Origin of the sequence: Undibacterium hunanense (genome assembly GCF_014284335.1) — a bacterium.
Classification (GTDB): domain Bacteria; phylum Pseudomonadota; class Gammaproteobacteria; order Burkholderiales; family Burkholderiaceae_D; genus Undibacterium; species Undibacterium hunanense.
Window position 1 is genome coordinate 45649 of record NZ_JACOGF010000011.1, and the last position, 26071, is coordinate 71719.

Annotated in this window: 22 protein-coding genes; 14 read left to right on the top strand and 8 right to left on the bottom strand. The window is 51.2% G+C overall.

The window, feature by feature from the left end:
• Positions 1 to 7: 7 nt before the first annotated feature.
• On the bottom strand, positions 8 to 2782 hold the full coding sequence (gene rpoD, locus H8L32_RS19585; protein WP_230412317.1) for an RNA polymerase sigma factor RpoD: 2775 nt from the start codon (positions 2780 to 2782) through the stop codon (positions 8 to 10).
• A 567-nt stretch (positions 2783 to 3349) separates the two neighbouring features.
• On the opposite strand from rpoD, the gene H8L32_RS19590 reads away from it, so the two are divergent.
• From H8L32_RS19590 to H8L32_RS19610, 5 genes are all read left to right on the top strand, one after another.
• Positions 3350 to 3994, top strand: coding sequence for a c-type cytochrome (locus H8L32_RS19590; protein WP_186948957.1), 645 nt, complete (start codon positions 3350 to 3352; stop codon positions 3992 to 3994).
• 21 nt (positions 3995 to 4015) lie between these two features.
• The gene (locus H8L32_RS19595) at positions 4016 to 5371 is read left to right on the top strand and encodes a c-type cytochrome (protein WP_186948958.1); all 1356 of its coding nucleotides are present in this window, start codon (positions 4016 to 4018) and stop codon (positions 5369 to 5371) included.
• A gap of 615 nt (positions 5372 to 5986) precedes the next feature.
• The gene (locus tag H8L32_RS19600; protein WP_186948959.1) at positions 5987 to 6499 is read left to right on the top strand and encodes a hypothetical protein; all 513 of its coding nucleotides are present in this window, start codon (positions 5987 to 5989) and stop codon (positions 6497 to 6499) included.
• 189 nt (positions 6500 to 6688) lie between these two features.
• Positions 6689 to 7450, top strand: a complete 762-nt coding sequence (locus tag H8L32_RS19605; RefSeq protein WP_186948960.1) for a GNAT family N-acetyltransferase — start codon at positions 6689 to 6691, stop codon at positions 7448 to 7450.
• Positions 7451 to 7455: 5 nt separating this feature from the next.
• Positions 7456 to 8319 (top strand): UDP-2,3-diacylglucosamine diphosphatase, encoded by an 864-nt coding sequence (locus H8L32_RS19610; RefSeq protein ID WP_186948961.1) that lies wholly within the window; start codon positions 7456 to 7458, stop codon positions 8317 to 8319.
• Here H8L32_RS19610 and H8L32_RS19615 read toward each other — a convergent pair.
• The 3 genes from H8L32_RS19615 to ppk1 form a co-directional block, all read right to left on the bottom strand.
• Positions 8316 to 9206 carry an EamA family transporter gene (locus tag H8L32_RS19615; RefSeq protein WP_186948962.1) on the bottom strand — a complete coding sequence of 297 codons (891 nt, stop codon included), beginning with the start codon at positions 9204 to 9206 and terminating at the stop codon, positions 8316 to 8318. The genes H8L32_RS19610 and H8L32_RS19615 overlap by 4 nt on opposite strands.
• 101 nt (positions 9207 to 9307) lie before the next feature.
• Positions 9308 to 9787, bottom strand: coding sequence for a phosphohistidine phosphatase SixA (gene sixA, locus H8L32_RS19620; RefSeq protein ID WP_186948963.1), 480 nt, complete (start codon positions 9785 to 9787; stop codon positions 9308 to 9310).
• A gap of 12 nt (positions 9788 to 9799) precedes the next feature.
• Positions 9800 to 12016 carry a polyphosphate kinase 1 gene (gene ppk1, locus H8L32_RS19625; RefSeq protein WP_230412318.1) on the bottom strand — a complete coding sequence of 739 codons (2217 nt, stop codon included), beginning with the start codon at positions 12014 to 12016 and terminating at the stop codon, positions 9800 to 9802.
• 199 nt (positions 12017 to 12215) lie between these two features.
• On the opposite strand from ppk1, the gene pstS reads away from it, so the two are divergent.
• From pstS to H8L32_RS19670, 9 genes are all read left to right on the top strand, one after another.
• Entirely contained in the window at positions 12216 to 13259 is a 1044-nt protein-coding gene (gene pstS / locus H8L32_RS19630) for a phosphate ABC transporter substrate-binding protein PstS (protein WP_186948964.1), read from the top strand.
• 152 nt (positions 13260 to 13411) lie between these two features.
• Complete coding sequence (pstC, locus tag H8L32_RS19635) at positions 13412 to 14395, top strand: phosphate ABC transporter permease subunit PstC (RefSeq protein WP_222619428.1); 984 nt, start codon at positions 13412 to 13414, stop codon at positions 14393 to 14395.
• Entirely contained in the window at positions 14395 to 15267 is an 873-nt protein-coding gene (gene pstA / locus H8L32_RS19640) for a phosphate ABC transporter permease PstA (RefSeq protein WP_186948965.1), read from the top strand. The genes pstC and pstA overlap by 1 nt, the downstream gene beginning before the upstream one ends.
• Positions 15268 to 15280: 13 nt before the next feature.
• Positions 15281 to 16060, top strand: a complete 780-nt coding sequence (gene pstB / locus H8L32_RS19645) for a phosphate ABC transporter ATP-binding protein PstB (protein ID WP_186948966.1) — start codon at positions 15281 to 15283, stop codon at positions 16058 to 16060.
• A gap of 104 nt (positions 16061 to 16164) precedes the next feature.
• On the top strand, positions 16165 to 16875 hold the full coding sequence (gene phoU / locus H8L32_RS19650) for a phosphate signaling complex protein PhoU (protein WP_186948967.1): 711 nt from the start codon (positions 16165 to 16167) through the stop codon (positions 16873 to 16875).
• Positions 16876 to 16884: 9 nt separating this feature from the next.
• Positions 16885 to 17571: a phosphate regulon transcriptional regulator PhoB gene (phoB, locus tag H8L32_RS19655; RefSeq protein WP_186948968.1), complete on the top strand. Its 687-nt coding sequence runs from the start codon at positions 16885 to 16887 to the stop codon at positions 17569 to 17571.
• Between the two features lie 42 nt (positions 17572 to 17613).
• Positions 17614 to 17856, top strand: coding sequence for a hypothetical protein (locus H8L32_RS19660; protein ID WP_186948969.1), 243 nt, complete (start codon positions 17614 to 17616; stop codon positions 17854 to 17856).
• 49 nt (positions 17857 to 17905) lie between these two features.
• Positions 17906 to 19198, top strand: coding sequence for a phosphate regulon sensor histidine kinase PhoR (gene phoR, locus H8L32_RS19665; protein WP_186948970.1), 1293 nt, complete (start codon positions 17906 to 17908; stop codon positions 19196 to 19198).
• Positions 19199 to 19531: 333 nt separating this feature from the next.
• On the top strand, positions 19532 to 21022 hold the full coding sequence (locus tag H8L32_RS19670) for a serine hydrolase (RefSeq protein WP_186948971.1): 1491 nt from the start codon (positions 19532 to 19534) through the stop codon (positions 21020 to 21022).
• A 96-nt stretch (positions 21023 to 21118) separates the two neighbouring features.
• Here the strand turns inward: H8L32_RS19670 and H8L32_RS19675 are convergent, their stop codons facing one another.
• From H8L32_RS19675 to metG, 4 genes are all read right to left on the bottom strand, one after another.
• Positions 21119 to 21361, bottom strand: coding sequence for a pentapeptide repeat-containing protein (locus H8L32_RS19675; RefSeq protein WP_186948972.1), 243 nt, complete (start codon positions 21359 to 21361; stop codon positions 21119 to 21121).
• 37 nt (positions 21362 to 21398) lie between these two features.
• On the bottom strand, positions 21399 to 23222 hold the full coding sequence (locus H8L32_RS19680) for an aminopeptidase P family protein (RefSeq protein ID WP_186948973.1): 1824 nt from the start codon (positions 23220 to 23222) through the stop codon (positions 21399 to 21401).
• 196 nt (positions 23223 to 23418) lie between these two features.
• Entirely contained in the window at positions 23419 to 23898 is a 480-nt protein-coding gene (locus tag H8L32_RS19685; protein WP_186948974.1) for a GNAT family N-acetyltransferase, read from the bottom strand.
• Positions 23899 to 23922: 24 nt separating this feature from the next.
• On the bottom strand, positions 23923 to 25995 hold the full coding sequence (gene metG, locus H8L32_RS19690; protein ID WP_186948975.1) for a methionine--tRNA ligase: 2073 nt from the start codon (positions 25993 to 25995) through the stop codon (positions 23923 to 23925).
• Between the last annotated feature and the right edge of the window lie 76 nt (positions 25996 to 26071).

The following is a 26071-nucleotide window of genomic DNA, read 5'->3' on the forward strand; positions in this document are numbered from 1 at the left end:
ATAAGGCTTAGCTGCTTTCCATCAGGCTCTTCAAATGATCGGCACGGGCAGGGTGGCGCAATTTTTTCATGGCCTTGGATTCAATCTGGCGTATGCGCTCGCGCGTGACTTCAAATTGCTTGCCCACTTCTTCCAGTGTAAATTCCGTACTGGTTTCCAGGCCAAAGCGCATGCGCAAGACCTTGGCTTCGCGTGGACTGAGTGAATCCAGGGCTTCCTTCAGTTTTTCCTGTACCGATGCCTGCATGGCTGCGGCCATGGGCGACAGAGTCATACTGTCTTCAATAAAGTCACCCAGTTGTGAATCACCATCATCGCCGATAGGGACATCGAGAGACACCGGCTCTTTGGCAATCTTCAGGATTTCACGTACCTTGTTTTCTGGCAGACCCATCTTTTCAGCAATCGCTGCCGGTTCTGGCTCCAGTCCGCTGGCTTGCAGCAACTGGCGTTTGACGCGGTTCATTTTGTTGATGGTCTCTATCATGTGCACCGGCACACGTATGGTGCGCGCCTGATCAGCAATGGCACGTGCAATCGCCTGTCTGATCCACCAGGTGGCATAGGTAGAGAATTTATAACCGCGACGGTATTCAAATTTATCAACTGCTTTCAACAGGCCGATATTGCCTTCCTGGATCAGATCCAGAAATTGCAGGCCACGGTTGACATATTTCTTGGCGATGGAAATCACCAGGCGCAAGTTAGCCTCGGTCATGGCTGCCTTGGCTTCGCTGGAGCGTTTTTCGCCCGCTACCATTTGCTTGTTGATTTCGCGCAGATCATGCAACGGCAGGCGCACGTTTTGTTCCAAATCAATCAGTCGTTGCTGTAATTCACGTGCGGCATGGATGTTACGGCCCAGGATGGCAGCGTAACTGGAGGTGCCATTGATTTCCTGGTTCAGCCATTGGGTATTACAGGCATTCTGACGGAAATGCTCAACAAAGTAAGCACGCGGCATGCCGCATTTGTTGACCATCAATTCCAGCATCTGCTTTTCTGTCTGGCGCAGCGTTTTCATTTGTTTGCGCAGCGTGTCGCACAATTTCTCGGCAGTTTTCACGCTGAAGCGCATGCCTTGCAATTCACGGGTAATTGCTTGCTGTGCCTGTTGATAGGCAGGTGACTGATAACCGTCTGCTGCACGGGCTGCCTGCATTTGCTCAAAGCGCATGCCCACGACTGCAAATTTTTGCAGTACGGTGGCTTTTAACTGTTGCAATTGCTCATCGCTGATGCCGCTGGCATTGTCGGCTACGGCATCATCGTCATCATCCAGGTCGTCCAGGTCATCGGCATCGCTGAGTTCTATCGCTGCTGCGTCTGTGGCATCAGGGTCCAGCAAGCCGTCTATGATGTCGTCGACACGGATTTCATCTTTGGAAATCTTGTCTGCGATATCCAGGATTTCCTGTATCGTGCCCGGGCAGGCAGAGATCGCCTGCACCATGTCTTTCAGGCCATCTTCTATGCGTTTGGCTATCTCGATTTCGCCTGTACGCGTCAACAGTTCAACGCCACCCATTTCGCGCATATACATGCGTACCGGGTCCGTAGTACGGCCAAAGTCAGAATCCACGGTCGCCAGTGCTGCCGCGGCAGCCGCTTCGGCTTCATCTTCGCTGACATTGGTGGCGACATTGTCGGTCAACAGCATCATGGCGGCATCCGGCGCGCTGTCATAGACAGCGATACCCATATCATTCAGGGTGCTGATGACGCCCTGTATCATTTCGGCATCTGCCACATCGTCCGGCAAGTGATCATTGATCTCTGCATGGGTCAGATAACTACGGTCTTTACCCAGATTGATCAGTTTGGTCAGTTGCTTGCGATACTGGTCAAGTTGCTCTTCATTGCTGGCGATACTGGCGGAACTGCCCGTGCTCGATTTTTTAGCCTTGGCACGTGCAGCACGTTTTATTTCTGCAGATTCTGCTGCATTCAAGGCCAGGATTTCATCGTTTTCAAAATTGAATTCGGATGATTTCCGGCCACGTTTTGCCGGTTCCCGCATTGCAGGCAAGATATAAGCCGAGGTGTCGATGTCCGCCATACTGGTGACAGGGGCCGCGACGGCAACTGTTATGGAAGCCGTCACAGAAGCTGCTATGGGCGTCATGACAGGTGTCGCAGCCGATTCCGGTACTGGCCTGGATGCGGGTGTTACGGACATCGGTTTCAGTGTCACTACCGGTGCCGGTGGTGCCAGTTTGCCCGAACCTATGCGTGCTTCGCGCTTAATGATCACGGGCGCGGGTGCTTGCTGGTCTGCCAGCAGCAGTTTCTTGGCCAGTTTGGGCGCGGTCTTGCGGATCACGACCACACGTGGCTTGGCGGTGTCGCTATCTCCTGCATTACCTGCATTGCTTGTATCTTGTTGCTTGTTGTCTGCGGCAACGGCTTCTTCACGGGCCTGAACGGGCTGCGCGTGGTTGGACATGACCTCATCTGCCTGGTCATTGTTATCGCCAGCAAGCAAGGCAGATCCGTCAGGCTCAGCATGCGCAACTATTTCTGTTGTGTCGGTCATGCCAGTATCGGCGCCGGCTATTTGCAGGCGCGAGCGGCGCTTGGTGATGACCGTTACCGGTGCAGAAACCAGTGTGGGCGTTTCTTCCGTGATATCGGCGACGGGCACCACCATCTGTACTGTCGTTGTGCGCGAAATGGTCGGCGCATTGCGATTCAGTTGCAGTGGTGCTTTTTTACCTAAAGTGAGCGTGGATCCTGTTTTTGTTGCTGGAGAAGTGTTTGAGTCAGTTAAGCTGTTTTTCATGTAACAAATTCGAATACGACAACAAATGCTTGTCAAAAGTGTTTGGCAATAGCAAGGGCGAAAAAGCTGCTGGCGATCGTCAGTAACAGATCAACGGCAGGCGTGGCGCGGATGAAAAAGCCCGCTGATTAAATGAATTAAAGCGGGCTAATCTCATCTTGCTGAATCTGGGTCTCAAATCGAGACGAAAGGGCAGAATTATCCTCGGCTTGGGCCTTCTTGACAAGCAAGACTTTGCTTTTCTACGCAGAAAGTGTCCAGGCAAAGTATTTATCTATAACTTATAGATCATTTCCTGCCTCTTAAAGCCGGGTATGTGCACGGCAATGGCAGGATTTCTTCCATGAAATGGGTATTGTCTGGTTGGCTTGATAAGTAAATGTGCATAAAGTTTGATCTGCATCATACAACAGGTGCATGTCGGGAAATATCGGAGGCAAACTGTTAAGCTATCGTCTTTGCCCCTCTTTTTTGTCTGTGTCGATGATGGTAGCGATTACCCGGTTTTTTTCTTCCTGCTGCAGGAACATTCTTGCTTCGGTCATGTTGATCATGCCGGTTTTTGTCATGGCACAAAGCATACCTGATACCCTGGCCCAGCGCCTGAAGGCCTGTACAGCCTGTCATGGTGCCGAAGGCCGGGCTGGTACGGATGGTTTTTATCCCAGGATAGCAGGTAAGCCAGCTGGTTATCTTTACAATCAGTTGCTCAATTTTCGTGATGCCAAACGCGGATACCCTGCCATGCGTTATATGGTGGCGCATATGTCGGACGCCTACCTGAAAGAAATTGCAGATTACTTTTCAAATCAGCATCCCCCTTATTCGGCACCACAGGCACCGGATGCCCCGGCATCCGTGCTGGAGCAAGGTCGGCAATTGGTGTTGAATGGAGATAAATCACGTGATCTGCCTGCCTGTGTTGCCTGCCATGGCGACAAGATGACTGGTCTGGCACCCTATGTCCCGGGTTTGCTGGGCTTGCCCAGGGATTACCTGGTTGCGCAACTAGGCGCCTGGCAAACCGGCAGCCGCAAGGCCCATGCACCAGACTGCATGCAGCAAGTGGCAGCCAAACTGAAACCTCAGGATATTTCAGCAATTGCTGCCTGGCTGGCAGCACAGCATGTACCGACGGAAGCAACAGCATTGGTATCTGCTGATGCCGGTGGGCGTCAGTTTCCGCTGTCTTGCGGCAGTATTCCTCGCTAAATCCAGATACGACAGAACCACATGAAAAGATTTTATTTGATTTTACTGGCGCTGGTGGCGGTCGGTGTGTTGGGCGCTGCCGGTGTGGCTGCGTATGGTTATTATCTGGTAGATGATCATCAGACACTGGCTGAGCAGCTCAAGCCTGCTAATGGTGCTAATGGTGCCAATGGCGTAAATAGTGCAGAGACTGCTGATCTGATCGTCCGTGGTGAATATCTGGTACGTGCCGGTAACTGCATGTCCTGCCACACTGCACGCGGCGGTGCTGCCTTCGCCGGCGGCAGGGTACTGCAGACCGAATTTGGGGATTTTGTCGCGCCGAATATTACACCGGATGTGAAAACCGGCATCGGTAGCTGGAGTGCTGACGATTTCTGGCAAGCCTTGCACAACGGCAAAGGGCGCGACGGACGCATGTTGTATCCGGCTTTTCCCTATGCCAATTACAGCCAGGTAACACGCACAGATTCTGATGCCATGTATGCCTATTTTCAGTCCATCCCCAAGATAGAGCGCGCCAACCAGCCGCATGAATTACGTTTTCCTTATGATCAACGGGCCTTGCTGGCGTTTTGGCGTGCTGCCTATTTCCGTCCTGCGGTGTACCGGCAAAATGCACAGCAAAGCGTGGAATGGAACCGGGGTGCCTATCTGGTGAACGGGCTTGGCCATTGCAGCGCCTGTCATAGCAGCCGCAATATGCTGGGGGCGAATGCTGGCACGGCAGATTTGTCTGGTGGTGAACTGGCGCTGACCAGCTGGTACGCGCCTTCGCTGGCAAACGGCGGGGAAATCAATCTGGCGCAATGGCAGGCACCGCAACTGCTGGCCTTGCTGAAACACGGCATCAATGCAGATACCGCTCTATCCGGCCCCATGGCGGAAGTCGTGTCCGCCAGTCTGCAGCATTTGTCAGACCAGGATATGAGTGCGATGGTGACTTATCTGCGTGCCACCCCGGCGGTAAGGATCGAAGAAAAAGATCTGTTTGATCGCGCGCTGTCTGCGCAAAACATCAGCAAGGAAACCATGGACGGTGTCATGAAATCTGGCGCTGCGCTGTACAAGACACATTGCATGGATTGCCATGGCGCCACTGGTGCAGGTGTGCCATCGATTTACCCGGCCCTGAAAGGCAATCCGGCGATACAGACGCAACTGGTAGCTAACCCTGTGCGCCTGATTCTGGCTGGCGGCTTTCCACCCGTCACCAAGGGTAACCCGCGTCCATATGGCATGCCGCCATTTGGCCAGGTCCTGTCGGACAATGAGGTGGCGCTGGTATTGAGTTATGTGCGTAACGCCTGGGGCAATCATGCATCTGTGGTGACGGCACCTGAGGTCAATCGTTATCGTACCGCGACGCTGGATTGAGACTTGTTGTGGATGATCGGTAGCGCGGACTAGTCGTCTAATGGCGTGTAATGGAGTGTGCAGGAATAATTTCGATTAAAATTGCAATTTTGTAAATTATTTTTATATTCCGCGATCAAAACGTAAAGCGACTGAAACGACTATCGTCAGTATGTGCTGTAGGCCTGCTTTTTTCCTTGCCCCTTGTTTCCATCCTTGTCAGCGTAGCCAACGGCGTTGATACACCAAAAAACTCGCCAGCGCCTGCGTTAAAAAAAACCTGGCGGTTGATCAGCTTTCTGACGCCCGTTATGTGATTACTGCCGTCCCTGAGGCACCTGTCATTCCTCCGAAGGCCGAAGCGGAAGCCAGGCCCCAATAAGGCTATTTCATCGGCGTAGAACGCTTTCGGTTGATCAGACGAGCGCTAGAGATCAGCTTTTTAAAGCGCAATATGAATGTAAGCGGGCTAAAAGCGGGTCAAAAACGGGTCAAAATTTTCATATGGCAGAGGGATTTTTCTGTGACAGCCGCATTTGGTAATGCGGCTGTCATTTCTGCTGGCTATGCTTCGTCCTTGCATATCGACAATAAATTGTTTATATTGTTTACATGTTTTTAAATTTGGAGGTTGAGATGGCAACTGCAACAAGCAAAAAACCGAATCCCGTGAATTCCGTAGTAGCAAGTACGCCGAAAAAAGTGGCTGTGAGAAAAAGTCCAGTCGCTGCAGTTAAAAAAGCAGTTGTAGCGAAGTCTGTGTCCGTTGAAAAAACTGCACCTAAACTTGCACCTAAGCCTGCACCTAAGGCCAAGCCTGCACCGGTCACCAAACCGGCTCCAGCACCCAAGGCAGTGAAAGCGGCAGAAGTCAAAGTCGTGGTTCCTGCTGCCAAGCTGATTGCCGTCCCGGTAGAAAAAGTGAAGAAAGCAAAGCTGGTACGTGATAGCTTCACGATGCCGGAAAGCGAATACGCAGCACTTGGTGCTGTCAAAAAAGCCTGTCTGAAGGCTGGCGTGGAAGTAAAGAAAAGCCAGTTGTTGCGCATAGGCGTGGCGCTGCTGAGCAAGACAGACGTGCCGGCACTGAAAAAACTGATCGCCGGACTGGCTCCCCTGAAGGCCGGGCGTCCAAAGAAAGAAAAATAATACAGATCGCATACAACACAGATCGTATTGCTGTCTTGTCGCTAAGAAATCCCCGGAAAACCCTGGTTTGACCGGGGATTGTTGTTTTTTTACCTGTCATCAAACCGACATCTGGCTGTCATCTTGCTGAAGTAATCCTTGATTATCCTTCGTTCGTCGAATCAACGAACAACATGACAAGGACGATGAATGCGATTACTTACGATACCCGCGGATGCTAATCCAAGTTTTTCCAAACTCAATCTGAGCCTTGCTACAACGCCAGAAGAAGTCACGGAAGTGCAACGCCTGCGTTACAAGGTATTTATCGAAAGTATGGGCTTGTCAGCCCTGTCCAACCCGGATGGGCTGGATAAAGATGAATTTGATGATTACTGTGATCATTTGATCGTACGTGACTCCAAGAGCCTGAAAGTAGTTGGCACCTATCGCATCATGGGGCCAAACGCAGCCCGCCAGATGGGCCGTTATTATTCGGAAACAGAATTTGATCTGTCTCGCCTGCACAATATCCGTCACAGCGTGGCAGAAGCCGGACGTGCCTGCATCCATCCAGATTACCGCAGTGGTGCTGTCATCATGCTGTTGTGGGCTGGCCTGGCTGCCTATATGCGCCGTGAACGTTGCTCGCACCTTATCGGTTGTGCCAGCATCAGCCTGACAGATGGCGGCCAGAATGCGGCAGCGATTTATCGCGGCTTGTCTGCAGCTGATTTTTCACCGCTTGAATACCGCGTCACGCCACACACGCCTTTCCCGCTGGACGAAATCGACAGCAGTGCAACTGAAGCCCGCATCCCGCCTTTGTTGAAGGGCTATCTGCGTGCCGGTGCCTGGGTGTGCGGTGACCCGGCCTGGGATCCTGATTTTCACAGTGCCGATCTGTTCGTCATGTTGCCACTGGCGAATCTGGACAACCGTTATGCACGTCACTACGGAACAGGGGAGTAGCAAGCATGAAACCAGCCGATCAGTTCCTCAACAGTAAATTGTACAAGTCCGGTAAAAAAGAAACCCAGCGTTTCCGCACCATCTGGATTTCTGATTTACATTTGGGAACGAGCGGCTGTCAGGCAGCCAAACTGCTCGAATTCTTGCGCGCGACCGACTCTGAAACCCTGTACCTGGTGGGCGACATCATTGATGGCTGGCAGTTAAAGCGCCGCTGGTACTGGGACCAAACCCACAATAATGTGGTGCAGACCGTATTGAAGAAAGCCAAGAAAGGCACGAATGTTATTTTCGTGCCTGGCAACCACGACGAATCCATACGTCAGTTCATCGATCTCGATTTTGGTGGTATCAAGATCCGTGATGAACTTGTGCATACCACCGCTGCCGGCAAGCGCATGCTGGTGTTGCATGGTGATCGCTTTGATGGTGTGATTGCCTGTGCCAAATGGCTGGCCTATGTAGGCGACAGCCTGTACACGGTCATCCTGAAATTCAATCAGATTTTCAATAACTGGCGCGCACGTGCCGGTATGCCTTACTGGTCGCTGTCGCAATACCTGAAGCAAAAGGTCAAGAACGCCGTCAGCTACATCACGCAATTTGAAGATGCATTGGCAGATGAGGCGCGTCGTAAAGGTCTGGACGGCATTATCTGCGGCCACATCCACAAGCCAGAAATCCGCGATATCGGCGGTATCCTGTATTGCAATGATGGTGACTGGGTAGAAAGCCTGTCAGCCCTGGTGGAAGATGCGCAGGGCGTGCTGAAACTGGTGACCTGGCATGACATCATCCATCCGGCAAGCGTAGTTGAAACCTTCGCAGAAGCAGAGCATGAAGCGGAACTGGAAGCCGTTGGCAGTTAATTCGACGGCGCTGGTTTAAGCCATACCCACAGACGCTGACCAAACTGGTTGCACACCAGGCCGCCCAGTACCAGCAAGCCAGCACAGATTTTCCACCAGAACAGCGGTTCATCCAGTATCACGGATGCACTCAGCATGCCTACGACTGGTACCAGTAGGGTGAAAGGTGCCACCGTAGCGGCAGGATATTTGCGCATCAGCCAGGACCAGATGCCAAATCCCAGCAAGGTATTCGGGTAAGACTGATACACAATCGCTGCGACCGATGTCCAGTTCAATTGCGCATAGGCGTTGAGCCAGGCATCGCTGCCTTCCAGCAGCAGTGATGCAATCATCAGCGGCGGGCTGGCAATGGCCGACCCCCACACCACCATAGCCAGCGGATTGACGACGCCAATTTTCTTGGTGACGATATTGGCGATGCTCCAGCAAATGCTGCCAGCCACCACCAGCAGAAAGCCCAGCATTGTCGCTTGCGCTTCAATATGCATACCAACCAGAGCCATGCCCGACAGGGCGATCAGTGCACCCAGCACCTGCATCAGTTGCGGCTTTTTTTCACCCAGCATTAATACCGCCAGACCCATGGTGAAAAAAGCCTGTAATTGCATCACCAGCGATGCCAGGCCAGCCGGGAAACCCAGCTTCATGCCACAAAACAGCAAGGTGAACTGGAAGGCAAACTGGAACATGCCGTAAGCAATAATCCATTTCCAGGCAGTCTGCGGACGGGGGATGAAAAAAACCAGCGGAAAAGCGGCAAAGACAAAGCGGGATGCCGTAAACAATACCGGTGGCAAACCTTGCAGACCGATCTTGATGACCACAAAATTCACGCCCCAGGTAATGACAGCAATCATTGCGGCGAGAATGTGTACGGGTTTCATCGGCGGGAAAATAGTGATGGCAGACCGGTATACTAACAGTTAGCCTGTATTGCTGCTTGCGGCCCCGGTATCAACGCGATCGGGCGCGCAGAGGAAAGCGATTATTTGACGACCAGGTCAGGTGACATGATCGCTTTCAGGTAAGTTTGCGTAACGCTGTTTTCACGTTGTCTTTGCGTGATCCACCAGACGTTACCTTTGCGTACGCTGTATTCCTGCAAGGGATGGCCCAGCAATTCTGCCGCCACCTGACCCAGGTAGGGCTGGTGGCCGACGATCAGTACAGGTTCACGGCTATTGGGCCAGTTTGCTGCCGTCAATATGTCGGCGACATTGGCGCTGGGCCCCAGTTCGGGCAAGACTTTGGATTTTCTGCCGCAGGCGATCAGTGCTTCGGCCGTGTCCCTGGTGCGTATGGTGGGACTGACCAGGATTTTGCAGGTCTCCGGCAGCGTGCTGTCAAGCCAGTAGGCAATCTTGCCTGCCTGTTTTAAACCCTTGCCAGTCAGCTTCCTGAATTCATCAGTGAGCTCTTCTGTTGCAGGTTCGGCTTCCGCATGTCGCCAGAGAATTAAATCCATCGCTAACTATTCCTAACTATCCGTATCCGCTACCGAACCCAGGCTGTGCATCAAATGCTGCTGGGCGCAGAAACGCAATTGTTTTGCACGCACTTTCTTGCGTTCATAGCGGCCTTCAGAATCCAGTACCCAGGCATTCACATTGTCTTTCAGGTAGGGTTCCAGACCTTCTGATATCACGCGTTTTTTCAGTGATTTTTCCAGTACCGGGAAAGCCACTTCAATGCGGCGGAACAGATTACGGTTCATCCAGTCAGCACTGGCCAGATGTACATCGTGTGCCAGGTCATTACGGAAGTAATAAATGCGGCTATGCTCAAGGAAGCGCCCAATAATCGAACGTACGCGTATATTTTCTGACAGACCCGGTACGCCAGGGCGCAAGGCGCAGGCACCGCGTACGATCAAATCTATCTTCACGCCATCAGACGAGGCCGCATACAGGGCACGAATCACGGATTCATCCAGCAGGGCATTCATTTTTGCAATGATGCGGGCAGGGCGGCCCTCGCGGGCAATCCGTGCTTCATTGCGGATGGCCTTGATGATCTGCGGTTGCAGCGCAAAGGGGGCCAGCCACAGGTAATCGAGCTTCTTCGGTTTGGTCAGACCAGTCAGGTGAATGAAGACTTCATTCACTTCTGCTGCCATTTCAGGGTGGGCGGTCAATAAACCAAAGTCGGTATAGAAACGGGTAGTGGACGGGTGGTAATTTCCAGTTCCCAGATGGGCATAGTGACGCAACAGGCCACCTTCTTCACGGCGTATCACCAGCGCCAGTTTGGCATGGGTCTTCAGGCCGACCACACCGTATACAACCTGGGCACCGGCACGTTGCAACTTGTCTGCCCAGTTGATATTGGCTTCTTCATCGAAGCGCGCCATCAGTTCGACAATGACGGTGACTTCCTTACCCAGCCGGGCTGCCGTGATCAGGGATTCCATCAGGTCGGAATTCATGCCGGTACGATAAATCGTCTGCTTGATGGCAACCACGCTGGGGTCCAGTGATGCAGAGCGGATGAAATCAATCACGGTCTGGAAAGGCTGGAAGGGGTGATGCAACAAGATGTCTTGCTTACGTAATAATGTGAATATGTCTGCATGCGCATATTTCACAATGGCTTTGGCAGAGAACGGTGGGAAGCGCAAATTTGCCTGCTTCACATGGTCAACCAGTTCGCCCAGCCTGACCATATTCACCGGACCATCGACCGGATACAGACGGTCACTGTCGAGTGAAAACTGCTCCAGCAAGAAGCGCGACAGGTTTTCCGGGCAGTTTTTGGCGACTTCCAGGCGCACGGCAGCGCCGAACTGGCGCGTTTGCAATTCGCCCTGCAGTGCCTGGCGCAGGTTTTTGACTTCTTCTTCATCTACCCACAAATCGCTGTCACGGGTGACGCGGAATTGTGAGTAATATAAGACTTCACGTCCGTTGAATAAATCTTCAATATGCGAGTGAATCACCGACGACAGCAGGCAGAAGGCCATGCCATTGTTTGACAGCTCATCCGGCAGCCGTATGATGCGAGGCAAGACGCGCGGTGCCTTGACGATGGCAATGCCGGTGCCGCGACCAAATGCATCCTTGCCCGCCAGCGAGACGATGAAGTTCAGACTTTTGTTGACTACCTGCGGGAAGGGATGGGCCGGATCCAGGCCTATCGGCGTCAGCAGCGGGCGCACTTCACGTTCAAAATATGCTTTGACCCAGGCACGCTGCGCTTCATTGCGTTCTGAATGACGCAGCAGGTGTATGCCTTTTTTGGATAACTGGGGCAGGATTTCCTGGTTCAGCAGCTCATATTGTCTATGTGCTAACTGATGACATTCCTTGCTGATGCGCTCAAGCATGGCTTGAAAGGTCGGATGTTGTACCAGTTCACCATCGACGGTGTTCTGGGCCAGCAGGCTGGCTACCCTGACTTCAAAAAATTCATCCAGGTTACTACCGACGATACACAGATATTTCAGTCGTTCCAGTAATGGAATGCTACGGTCTTCTGCCTGTGCCAGCACGCGCCAGTTAAAGGCGATTTGCGACATTTCACGGTCAAGGAAGATGACGGAGCGTGACAGTTCAGCAGGCGCTTCCTTGACAGGCTTTGTCGCCTTGACAAGTTTTTCTGCTTTGGCTGGCTTCTCGACCGGCTTGTTTTCTGCAATGACTTCCTGTTTCATTTCTTCCGACGTGGTCGTTGAAGAGGGGGCTAGCTGGTTGGGCATAGGGTTTCGCATGTCATAAAAGCCATCATATATATACACGCTAGCATTTTAGTTGCCTTACATGACAAGTTTATGACATAAAAATGGTAATAAATCCAATTATTTCATGGGTATTGCAGCACGTCATAATCTTGTCATATTTGGCTTGTACAGTGCGCCTCGTAGTACTGAATACCTGTTATTTAACTCTGAGGTGAACATGCAAATCAAACGTGTTGTCAAAACTCTCATCGCTGCAATCGGCGTTGCTGTCACATTCGGCGCTGCTCAAGCTGCCGATATTACCGGCGCTGGCGCGACTTTCCCTTACCCAATTTATGCCAAATGGGCTGAAGCTTATAAAAAAGCCAGCGGTAACGGTTTGAATTACCAGTCTATCGGTTCTGGTGGCGGTATCAAGCAGATCAAAGCGAAAACTGTAGATTTTGGCGCGTCTGACATGCCATTGAAAGCAGAAGAACTCGACGCTGAAGGCCTGACACAGTTCCCAGCCATTATCGGTGGTGTGGTTCCTGTTGTAAATCTGGACGGTATCGCTGCAGGCAAAATGAAGATGACAGGTGATGTACTGGCCGCCATCTACATGGGCAAAATCACAAAATGGAATGCACCTGAAATCGCAGCCATCAACCCAGGCCTGAAACTGCCAGCAGAAGACATCACTGTCGTACACCGTTCTGACGGTTCCGGCACGACCTTCCTGTGGACTGATTACCTGAGCAAAGTCAATGCTGACTTCAAAACAGCCGTAGGTTCTTCTACTGCCGTTAAATGGCCAGTTGGTGTAGGTGGCAAGGGCAATGAAGGCGTTGCTTCCAGCGTCAAGCAAATCAGAAATTCTATCGGCTATGTTGAATATGCCTACGTCAAGAAAAACAAGATGACTTACACCTTGTTGAAAAATGCCGATGGCCAGTTTGCAGAACCTGATGATGAAAACTTCAAGGCTGCTGCTGCCGGTGCTGACTGGAGCAAAGCTCCTGGCATGTACCTGGTGCTGACTAACCAGCCTGGCAAAATCACCTGGCCTATCACTGGTGCTTCTTTCATCCTGATGCACAAAGCACAGGCTGATTCTGAAAAAGGCAAAGAAGTATTGAAATTCTTTGACTGGGCATTCAAAAACGGTGGCGCCATGGCTGCTGAACTGGAATATGTGGCCCTGCCAGCACCGGTTGTCAAGCTGATCGAAGACAGCTGGAAAGCAAAAGTCAAAGACGGTTCCGGCAAGGCGCTGTGGTAATAAAAAGCTTTAACCTGTTCAGAAATTGAACTAAACAGAATGAGGTAATCCGGGACTGCCCGGATTACCTTCCGGTGGAAAAGACACCCATGACTACCCAAATGTCCTCCGTCAACATGACTGCACCAACTGCAATCCCACCCACAGCCAATATGGCACAGCAGCAGTCGAATCAGGTTGATTCGGTAAAAATGGCTGCAGTGATGCGCCGTCAGCGCTGGCAAGATTTCTTTTTTCATAAACTGACCTTCGGTTTCGCCGCTTTTGTGATGGTGGTACTGGTCGGTATTATTATTTCCCTGTTTCTGCGCTCCATTCCGGCGATGAAGGAATTCGGGTTGCCATTTATCTGGACGATAGAATGGGACCCTGTTAATGACAAGTTTGGCGGCATGATCGCCATTGTTGGTACTCTGGTGACATCAATCATTGCATTGGTGATTGCTTTCCCTGTCAGTTTTGGTATTGCCTTGTTTCTGACAGAAATTTGTCCAAATTGGCTTAAGCGCCCTTTGGGTACAGCGATTGAATTGCTGGCAGGCGTGCCCAGTATTATTTACGGTATGTGGGGTTTGTTTGTATTTGCCCCATTGTTTTCACAGTATGTGCAGCCCGTGTTGGCGGCAACGCTGGGCAAACTGCCGGTCATCGGTGTTTTATTTTCAGGTGCGATGATAGGCATGGGCATGCTCTCTGCCGGGATAGTTCTGGCAATCATGATTATTCCGTTCATCTCTTCAGTGATGCGTGACGTGTTTGAAGTCGTGCCACCGGTACTGAAAGAATCTGCTTACGGTCTTGGCTGCACCAAGTGGGAAGTGGTACGCAAGATCGTGCTGCCATACACAAAGATTGGTGTAGTCGGTGGTGTCATGCTGGGTCTGGGTCGTGCACTGGGTGAAACCATGGCAATTACCTTCATGATCGGTAATTCACATCATCTGTCCTGGTCATTGTTCGCCGCTGGAAATAGTATCGCTTCAACTCTGGCGAATGAATTTGCAGAAGCAGAAACAGTCTTGCACACATCCTCATTGTTCTTGCTTGGCCTGATTTTGTTTGTCATTACTTTCATTGTATTGTCTGCTGCCAAACTGATGTTGCTGGGCTTGTCCAGAAAAGAAGGAGCCAAATAATGGAAAACTCAACAATGCAATCTGCCAGCAATCCGGTTTATCGCCGTCGATTGCTCATGCATAAACTGGGCATAGGCCTGTCGTCATTTGCCATGGCACTGGGTATATTCTTCCTGATGTGGATATTGTTTACCTTGATGACAAAAGGATTGAGTGCAGTCAACATCGCCATGTTCACCGAGTCGACACCTGCTCCCGGTAGTGATGGCGGCGGGTTGATGAATGCGATCTTTGGTAGTTTTGTGATGGTTGTCAGTGCAGCCGTGATCTCAACACCCATCGGTATCCTGGCCGGTATTTATCTGGCAGAGTACGGAGATAAAAGCTGGTTTGGTTTTGTCACGCGCTTTGTGACTGACATCATGCTGTCCGCACCGTCGATTGTGATCGGCCTGTTTGTGTATGCGATCTATGTTGCTAACGTCAAGCATTTTTCTGGTTGGGCCGGCAGTATCGCCATCTCACTGATTGCCATTCCTGTCGTTGTCCGTACTACCGATAATATGCTGGGCCTGGTTCCGACCAGTTTGCGTGAAGCTGCATTTGCACTGGGCGCACCACGCTGGAAAGTGGCTTTGCTGATACGTTTGCGTGCCGTAAAGGCCGGTGTGGTGACTGGTATCTTGTTGGCGGTTGCCCGTATTTCTGGTGAAACAGCGCCTTTGCTGTACACAGCCTTGAGCAATCAGTTCTTCAATGCCGACATGAACAAGCCTATGGCTAACTTGCCTATGGTAATTTATCAGTTTGCAATGAGTCCCTATGACAACTGGCGCGAGCTGGCCTGGGGTGGTGCCTTGCTGATTACTTTCAGCGTCCTCGGTTTGAATATTTTATCGCGTACTTTGTTTAACCAAAAAACACAGCATTAATACTGGCCCCGATATGACTACTCCACAAGACAATCAACAGAAAAAAGCAATCGAAATCAGCGGGCTGAATTTCTTCTACGGTGCAACACGCAGCCTGCGCGATATCAATCTGAATATTTACGATAAAAAAGTCACCGCTTTCATCGGTCCATCCGGTTGTGGCAAATCGACTTTGTTGCGTACTCTGAACCGTATGTATGATCTGTATCCAGGTCAGCGTGCTGAAGGTAATATCATTTACAACGGCAAAAACATCCTGGATGCCGATCAGGACATCAACCTGCTGCGCGCACGCGTTGGCATGGTGTTCCAGAAGCCTACGCCTTTCCCGATGTCGGTCTATGACAACATCGCCTTTGGTGTGCGTCTGTATGAAAACCTGTCCAAAGGTGAGATGGATGAACGTGTTGAATGGGCGTTGAAAAAAGCCGCTATCTGGACTGAAGTCAAAGACAAACTCAACAAGAGTGGTCTGAGCCTGTCCGGTGGTCAGCAACAGCGTCTGTGCATCGCCCGTGGTGTATCCGTCAGGCCGGAAGTGTTGTTGCTGGATGAGCCGACATCAGCACTGGATCCGATTTCTACGGTGAAAATCGAAGAATTGATCAATGAGCTGAAAGAAGAATACACCATCGCCATCGTTACCCATAATATGCAACAGGCGGCGCGTTGTTCTGACTATACCGCCTATATGTACCTGGGCGAACTGGTCGAATTCGGTGAAACAGACCATATCTTCATGAACCCGGTGAAGAAAGAAACTCAAGACTATATAACTGGCCGTTTCGGCTAAGAAAACGATAGCTTGCCTTGTCTGTCGGCCCGCATGTGTGTGGGCCAGACACAAGGCGGCATGGCGGTGTTTAATTATTGCAATTGCGAATTCAGGAGAAACCTGTGACAGGCGAACATTCCTCAAAACAATATGATATGGATCTGGAGACTATACGTTCCAAGGTCCTGTTGATGGGCGGCTTGGTAGAAAGCCATTTCCATGATGCGATGTCCTGCTTCCGTACAGGTAATGCTGAACAAGCTGAAGCAGTGATACAGTCTGATCTGGAAGTCAACCGGCTGGAAGTCAGTCTGGACGACATGTGCAGCCACCTGATTGTCAAACGTCAGCCTGCAGCGAATGATCTGCGTACTGTCATGGCGACTGGTAAAGTGATTACCGATCTCGAGCGCATTGGTGACGAGTCGACTAAAATTGCACGTATTTCCAGGGATGCGGCAACCAGCAAACGTGGTGCACCGATGTTCAGCGGCTATGAAACCGTTCGTGTACTGGCCAGCAGCGTGGCAGACATGCTGCATCAGGCGCTGGATGCCTTTGCCCGCCAGGACGGTGCCAAGGCTGTGCAGTTGATTGCACAGGATGCGATTATCGACAATGATTTCCGTTCCATCATGCGTAATCTGATTACTTTCATGATGGAAGACCCATCTACGATATCATCCTCACTGAACGCCCTGTGGGTAGCGAAGGCGATAGAACGTATCGGTGATCATGCCAAGAATATTGCCGAGCATACGATTTATATCGTTGAAGGCAAAGACATTCGTCATTCCGACTATGTGACCAGCAAGCAGGAACAACAGAATTAATTATTGATAATGGCTACAGACACAACAATACTCATTGTGGAAGATGAGCCGGCGATCGTGGAACTGGTGAGTTTTTCACTGCGTGCTGCCGGCTGGAACACTTTTGCGGTCAACTCTACAGCAGAAGCCTGGGATTACTTGCAGCGCCGCACACCGCAACTGATTTTGCTGGACTGGATGTTGCCAGATCAAAGTGGCTTGCGACTTTTGTCCAAGATACGTTCCGATCGTCAATTCAATGAAATCCCGGTCATCATGCTGACTGCGAAAAGCATGGAAGAAGACAAGATTGCCGGCCTCGATCATGGTGCTGACGATTACGTGACCAAGCCTTTTTCACCACGTGAACTGACTGCCCGGATCAAGGCGCTGTTGCGTCGCAAGAGTCCTGAACATGCACAAACTGCTCTGACTGCCGGGCCGGTAGTGCTTGATCCCGTCAGTTGCACGGTCAAGATTGAAGACAATAAGGTCGATATCGGCCACGCTGAATACAAATTGTTGAAATTCTTCATGGCCCACCCGGAGCGTGTATTTTCGCGCAGCCAGTTGCTGGACAAGGTCTGGGGCGATCATGTCGTCATTGAAGAACGAACTGTTGACGTGCATGTCTTGCGTCTGCGCAAAGTCTTGAAAAATGCCGAATCCCTGATCAAGACAGTACGTAGCGTAGGCTATATGCTGTCTGAAAAATAAGTGCAGCTACTCAGGCATATGCTGTCAGTCTGAGCATCATTTATGCGAATTACATCACTTCATCGTGGAGGGTTAGCAGCAAGCCATTTTGCTGCCTCCCTGCATCTGACTGCATCATCTCTTGCATCCGTGATTTTGCTTGCCATCGTTCATGGCAAGGATCATGAGAAAACACACCATTCTTTTTCAGATAGAGTAAGCTTGACAAGGTATCAAGTTCAACAAGCTTGGGCAGGCTGGACAGATGCCGGAAACAAGTTGAAAACAAGCCGGCTGTCGGCATGACCTGGTACAAGTAGCCATCTATCATTCCAAGCAATATTCAGGATCATTCATGTCACCACGCCTCATTTTCTGGATTTCTGCGTTTGTGCGTATTTTAGTCGTATTGATAGGAACTGCCTGTGCTGCCTATCTGTGGGGCGCTGTTACCGGTCTGTTGATAGGCATGGCCGGGCTGATTGGCCTGTTTTGTATCCAGCTGTTTTATCTGCAGCGCCTGGCGGACTGGCTGGACCATCCCAGCAGTTCGCGTTTGCCGGATGGCTGGGGCGCCTGGACTGATATTTTTTCTCGCTTGTACAAACTGCGTCGCGGTGATGAAAAAAACCAGGCCGAGCTGGCGGAATGGCTAGCGCGTTTTCGCCAGGCCATGACTCTGTTGCCGGATGGCGTAGTCATCATGGACGATGTATTGTTCCTCGAATGGTGCAATCCTGCTGCGGAAAGCCATCTGGGCCTGAGCCTGGCACAAGACAAGGGCATGCGCGTCACCAATCTGGTACGCAGCCCGGAATTTATGGATTACATCATCCTGGGGCGTTACGAAACACCTTTGACGCTGTCTTTCCGTGACCGCAAGCTTATTGCGCATATCATCCCGTTTGAAAATCGGCGCCAGATTCTGGTGACTCACGATGTCACCGAGTCTGAACGCATAGACATGATGCGGCGCGATTTTATCGCCAATGCCTCGCATGAATTGCGCACACCTTTAACCGTCATCAATGGTTTTCTGGAAATCGCATCGATGCAGGCTGATCTGGATAACCAGACCCGCAACATGCATTTGAAACTGATGACAGAGCAGGGCGAGCGCATGCAGCGTCTGGTTGAAGACATGCTGACCCTGACCAGGCTGGAATCAGTCGATTATCCGCCACGCCCTGAACGCATCAACATGCTGGGTTTGCTGGAGCAGATATTGCAGGAAGCGCATGCGCTATCTGCCGGCAAGCACACGATTACCCTGGAATGCACCGGGCCGGACATTCGTGGCAGCAATGATGAAATCCGCAGTGCACTGACCAATCTGGTGACGAATGCAATCCGTTATACGCCAGAGAATGGCCATATCAAAATCAGCTGGATTGATACCGAACAGGGACCAAAATTTGCAGTACAGGATGACGGCATAGGTATCAGTACTGAACACATCTCTCGTCTGACAGAGCGTTTTTATCGCGTTGATAAAAGCCGTTCACGCGAAACCCAGGGTACGGGCCTGGGCCTGGCGATCGTCAAGCATGTACTGCTACGGCACAAGGCAAACCTGCTGATCGAATCCACACCGGATGTCGGCAGCAAGTTTTGCGTGCAATTTCCCGGTACGATAGTCAGCGCATAAATTACCCTGCTTGTCTGGGATGGGAGGGACTAGTGGCAGGGTATCCTGTCTCTATTCCCTCTCTATCCTCTCTCTATCCTCTCTCTATCCTCTCTCTATCCTCTCTCTATCCTGTCCGGCATGTGTCCGCGGTTGTCCGCAGTTGCCCGTTATTTGTAAAGCGGGCACAGATGTAGATAGATAATCTGAATAAAATCAAACACTTAAGTTGCCACATCTACATCGTGGCATATTTCATGCTGTGCAAGTAAGCCAAGGCTCACTCTGATCCCTTCCATCTTGCGGGCAGGAGAGGGCGTGACATAAAACCTTTGCATATCATGGAGGAAAAAATTGAAAACACCAATTCTGCGCCGCATTTGTCAGTTGAGCCTGGTCACATTGACGCTTTGCGCCATCAATGTCCAGGCTGCTGCCCCAGTTGCACTCAATGATGCAGACATACTGGCTATTCTCAAACAGCGCATAGACAGTGAACAAATGGGGGCCAGTATTGTTATTGGCATCATTGACGATAAAGGTAGTCGCGTGATCAGCCATGGCTATGCCAATGTGCAGGATCGTACCCGGGCAGATGCAGATACCGTGTTTGAAATAGGTTCCATCAGCAAGGTATTCACCGGCCTGATTTTGATGGATATGGCAGAAAAAGGCGAAGTCAGGCTGAATGATCCCGTGGCGAAGTACTTGCCAGCAACGGTGACCGTGCCAGGTCGAGGTGGCAAGCAGATCAGTCTGCGTGATTTGTCCACGCATGTGTCCGGTTTGCCCAGAATGCCAACCAATTTTGCACCAAAGAATCCTCAAAATCCTTACGTCGATTACACCCAGGATTTGCTCTACCAGTTTTTATCCGGCTATCAGTTGACACGTGATATCGGCGCCAATCCAGAATATTCAAATGTAGGTGTAGGCCTGCTGGGACATGCACTCAGTTTGCGTGCTGGTACGGATTACGAAACCCTGATAAGAAACCGTATCCTTATTCCACTGGATATGCGCAGTACCGGCATACGCCTGACCGACGACATGAAAAAACATCTGGCTACACCGTATGTCGTGGGAGGGAATTTTGGCGGCGAAACAAAACTGGATGCCACATCCAATTGGGATCTTGGTGTGTTGGAAAGCGCAGGGGGTATCCGTTCTTCCACGAATGACATGCTGAAATTTCTGGCTGCCAATATGGGGAAAGACAGCACACTGAAGGCAGTCATCAACAAGATGCAGGAACCGCTGGAACCGCAAGAGCCGGGCAAACCAGTCAGGCTGGCATGGGGCGGGTACAGCACAAGATATGGCAGTGAAATCACGGGGCATTCAGGTGGTACCGGTGGTTATCGCAGCTATATCGGTTTTGACCGGAAAGCTGGCAAGGGTGTTGTGGTCTTGTCCAATGCAACAACGGATGTTGCCGATATCGGCAGCAAGATCATCAATAGCGAATACCGTCTGGCGCAACTAAAAATACCACCCGTATTTTTGCAGGCGCTGGATAAAGCCGGTTATGAGAAGGCGATTGCCGTTTATCAGGAGCTTAAAGCAAAAGATGCCGATTTTTACCTGCGGGAAGAAGTCTTGAATGAATGGGCTTACTTCAGACTGAAAGATAAAAAAGATCAGGGTACGGTGGAATTATTCAAACTGGCGGTGCACTTGTATCCCAAGAGCGCCAATACCTATGACAGCCTGGCGGAAGCCTATGAAGCAGTTAGCATGAATGAACTGGCGGTCAGCAATTACCAGAAATCGCTGGAGCTTAATCCGCAAAATACCAATGCCGTCAATCGACTGAAAGTACTGGCGGAAACAGGCAAGAAATAAGAAGCAATTTGTATACAAGACTACAGAAAAGACAGGCGGTAACGCATATGCCGCCTGTCATGAAGCTGTTTTTGTGTTGATCTGCCGGATGCAGGCTTATTTCTTACTGCTCTCTGCATAGACACGCAGCAGATCAGAGACCAGCACGCCATCTATCCGCATGCCAGTAAACTCGCAGGCTTCCATCGTCACATTGATGAATGAAACATCCCTGAAGCGGCAGGCTTCCATATCAACACTATGGAATGAACTGGTGCGCAATTGAACCTGACCAAAATTTGAACCGGCCAAATCCATATTATGAAAATTCCGGCCCTGCAATAATTTGTTTTCTTCCATGGCGTGCCTTGTTATGTGAATGGACAATCCTGGTTGTTTAGCGCACCAGGGCTCTGGTTCTTTCCTGCAGCCATTCCAGCGCAGCGCCACTGACGCGGGCTGACAGGCGTTGCAGGACTGTAGCATGGTAATCATTGAGCCACTTGATTTCATCTTCACGCAACAGGCTGATGATGATACAGCGCGTGTCTATGGGGCAGAGTGTCAGGGTTTCAAATTCCAGGTATTCACCAAACTCGGTGTGCATGGCTGGCACATTCAATAGCAGGTTTTCTATCCTGACGCCCCATTTGCCGGGACGGTAAATACCAGGCTCATTGGATGTGATCATGCCAGGCTCCATCGCCATGTGAGCTTCTGCAATAGCGCCTGAAATGTTTTGCGGACCTTCATGCACATTCAGGAAATAGCCAACGCCATGACCGGTGCCATGACCATAGTTGATGCCGTCGGCCCAGATAGGGGCGCGGGCGACAGTATCAAGCATGGGTGACAGGGTGCCGCGTGGATAGCGCATTTGCGAAAGATTGATCATGCCCTTCAGCACCAGCGTGAAATCACGCTTTTGTGCATCGGATACCTGGCCTATGGGCATGACACGGGTAATGTCAGTCGTGCCGTTCAGGTATTGACCACCAGAATCGATAAGCAGCAAACCATCGCCCTCAATTACGGAATGTGATTCCTCCGTGGCGCGGTAATGCGGCATGGCACCGTTGGCATTGAAACCGGCAATAGTACTGAAGCTCGGTGAGACAAAGTGTGGCTGGCGTGCACGGGCAGCACAGATTTCTGCATCAATGGTCAGTTCGGTGATGCGTTGCTTGCCGAGTGCGCCTTCCAGCCAGCTAAAGAATTCACAGAGGGCAGCACCGTCCTGTTCCATCGCTTCACGCACGTACTGCGCTTCCTGTGCGGTCTTGCGCGACTTGGCAAAGACCGAGGGATTGATGGCTTCTATCACATGCACAGTGGCCGGTATGGTCTGGCGAAAGCCATAGGTAATACGGCGCGGGTCTATCATGATGCTGCTGCCAGCGGGCAGGGCGGCCAGAGCTGTTGCTGCATTGCTGTAGTCAGACAGGCTGATACCGTCATGTGCCAGTGTTGTTGCCAGCTCAGCCGGTACCTTGCCGCTGGATACAAACAGTGTTGCCTCATTTTGGCTGATCAGTGCATGGCCAACAAACACCGGGTTATAGCTGACGTCAGAGCCGCGCAGATTGAAAATCCAGGCCAGGTCATCGACAGTGGACACAAAATGCCAGTCAGCGTTCTTGCTGCGCATCTGTTCACGCAGCATGGCCAGTTTGTCGGCACGTGACACCACGGCATACGGTGCTGCATGTTCATAAATCTGCGCTTGCGGCAAGCCTGGGCGTTGATCCCAGACCTGCTGCAAAAGATCTGTAGCGGTATCCAGTTTGATGTTTTTGGCTTTCAAAGCCTGTTCCAGAGCCCTGGCAGTCGCCAACCCCAGAACCGTGCCATCCACGCCTGCAGTTTGCCCGGCTTGCAGATTTTCTGCCAGCCAGTCTATATACAGTGTGGCAGCAGCAGAGGCGATCTTCATCATCTTGATGCCGGTTGGTGCCAGTTCAGTTTCTGCTGAACTCCAGTAGCGGCTATCGACCCACAAACCGGCAAAATCAGCGGTGACGACCAGCGTACCTACCGAGCCGGTAAAACCGGAAAAATAGGTGCGCCCCTGCCAGCGGTCAGGCAGGTATTCGGACAGGTGGGGGTCTGATGAGGGAACGATATACGCATCCAGCCCCTGTGCCTGCATGGCAGCGCGCAATTGCACCAGACGTGCAGGGATAGGGGAAGTGACGGCAGAAGGGCTAATGGGGCTGTTCATGGATGGATTTCCAAATCAGGATAGACGGGTACAGTGAATGGGCCAATGTAAGCAAGTCAATACTAAGCAATGGCGGGCATATACACATTGCTGGATAAAAAAGCAAGCACAGGAGAGCAAGCGATTACCTGCACTATGAATACAAGGAAAGAGTATACCTAAAATATATTAGATACGAGAATCTATGCCGATTTCGTTAGTTTCTCAGAAAACGCCGCATGACGTAAGGGGCTGGCTCATTTGGGTTGGCATGCGAATATTCAAGTTCGGGTGCCAGTTCAAATTCAAATGCCGCATACAGGTCCAGCAGGCGCGGCTGGTCACTGCGTACACCCAGGCGCAATTCTTCTATGCCGGCGATCTGGGCGGCATGGATGACTGCTTCCAGCAAGTGCTGCGACAGGGTTTCGCCACGAAACGCGGGCAGCACACCCATGCGCAGCATTTCCCAGCAATTGCTTTCTGCATCCACTGGCAACCAGCGTACCGAACCTGCCGGTTCGTCATCGATCAGCAGAACAAAACCGCCGCCCTGCATCAAATCATGGTTGACCCGTTCGCTGCTTTCATGATGACCGGTGGAGCTGGTCGCGACCTTTTCTGACCAGCAAGTGCGGGTCAGATGCGCGATCAGTTGCGCATCTTCAAAGGCGGCTTCACGGACGACGATATGCATATCAGAACAAAGCAAAGATAGGTATTAACGAACGCGCATGCCTGGCTGGGCACCGGGCCATGCTTCCAGTATGTACAGACCCGGATTGGCTTTTTCATCGGCGGCTGATGCAGCCAATACCATGCCTTCGGATAAACCAAATTTCATCTTGCGTGGTGCCAGGTTGGCCACCATGACGGTGAGTTTTCCTATCAGTTGTTCCGGTTGGTAAGCTGACTTGATACCCGAAAACACATTGCGGGTGCGGTCTTCGCCCACGTCCAGGGTCAGGCGCAAGAGCTTGTCTGAACCTTCAACATGTTCGCAATTGACGATCCTGGCAATGCGCAAATCCACTTTGGCAAAGTCATCAATCTTGATTTCTTCGGCCAGTGCTTCAATATCGCTTGTTGCGCTGTCGTCCACAGGGATTGCTTCTGCAGTAGCAGAATTTGCAGGAGCAGCAGGTATATCAAACAGATCATCAAAAATCTTGATGTCCACCCTTTGCATCAGGTGAGCATACGGATTGATTTTGTGATGATGTGGCAATGGCATCGCAACATCTGCCCATTGCAATGGGGCGATATTCAATTGCGCTTCTACCTGGGCGGCCAGTTGCGGCAAGACAGGTTTCAGGAAGATGGTCAGGATGCGGAAAGCTTCCAGCAAGCGGCTGCATACTTCCTGCAGTTTGGCATCGTTCTCTGGCTTTTTCGCCAGTTCCCAGGGCTTGTTGGAATCGACATAGGCATTCACCAGATCTGCCTGTTCCATGGCGGCACGCAGGGCTTTGCCATATTCACGTGCTTCAAACAGCGCCTGGATTTCTGGCGCGACCTTGCGCAAATTATTCAGGAAAGCATCATCCGCCGTGGCCCAGTCAGTCGCGATCACACCATCGAAACGCTTGGTGATGAAGCCTGCTGCACGGCTGGCGATGTTGATGTACTTGCCGATCAGATCGGAATTGACGCGCGCGACAAAGTCATCCGGATTCATGTCCAGATCTTCGACCTTGGCATTCAGTTTGGCGGCGAAGTAATAACGCAGCCATTCCGGGTTCATGCCGATTTCGAGATAGCGCAGCGGTGAAATACCTGTGCCACGTGACTTCGACATTTTTTCGCCAGAGACAGTCACAAAGCCGTGTGCATACACATTGTCCGGTGTCTTATAACCAGAAAACTTCAGCATCGCTGGCCAGAACAGGGTATGGAAATACGTAATGTCCTTGCCGATGAAATGAATTTGTTCCGTCGTCGGGTCTGCCATGAAAGCATCGTAATCACGACCGGTCTTGCCGAAGTAATTCTTCAGCGACGCCAGGTAACCGACAGGCGCATCCAGCCAGACATAGAAATACTTGCCCGGTTGATCAGGAATCTCGATACCAAAATAAGGTGCGTCGCGACTGATATCCCAGTCGCCCAGACCGCCTTCGCCTTCCAGCCATTCTTTGCATTTGTTCGCTACTTCAGACTGCAGGCGGTTGTCTTTCAAGGCCCAGCCGCGCAAGAATTCCACGCATTTTTCATCTGACAGTTTGAAGAAGAAATGCTCTGACGATTTCATGATTGGTGTGGCACCGGTCAGGACCGAGTAAGGATTCTTCAATTCAGTCGGTGCATACACGGCGCTACAGACTTCACAGGAATCGCCATATTGGTCCTTGGCACCACATTTAGGGCATTCACCCTTGATGTAGCGATCAGGCAGGAACATGTTTTTGACCGGGTCAAAGAACTGTTCTATGGTTTTGCTGGTGATGAAGCCGGCCGATTTCAGCTTGCGGTAAATATCCTGTGACAACTGATGGTTTTCTTCACCATCGGTTGAATGCCAGTTGTCAAACTGGATATGAAAGCCGTCGAGGTATTGTTTACGCCCAGCCGCGATCTGCGCCACGAAAGCCTGTGGTGTGATACCGGCTTTTTCAGCCGCAATCATGATAGGTGCACCATGTGCATCATCCGCGCCGACGAAATGTACCTCGTTACCTGACATTCGCTGATGCCTTACCCAGATGTCAGCCTGGATATACTCCATGATGTGACCAAGGTGGAAAGGCGCATTCGCGTACGGCAGGGCAGTGGTAACAAACAGCTTACGGGTCATGGTTGATGCACTTTTTATGAACGGACAAGGGCATTATTCTAACAGCGAAAGCCCAAATTGAAGATGCTTTGCCCCT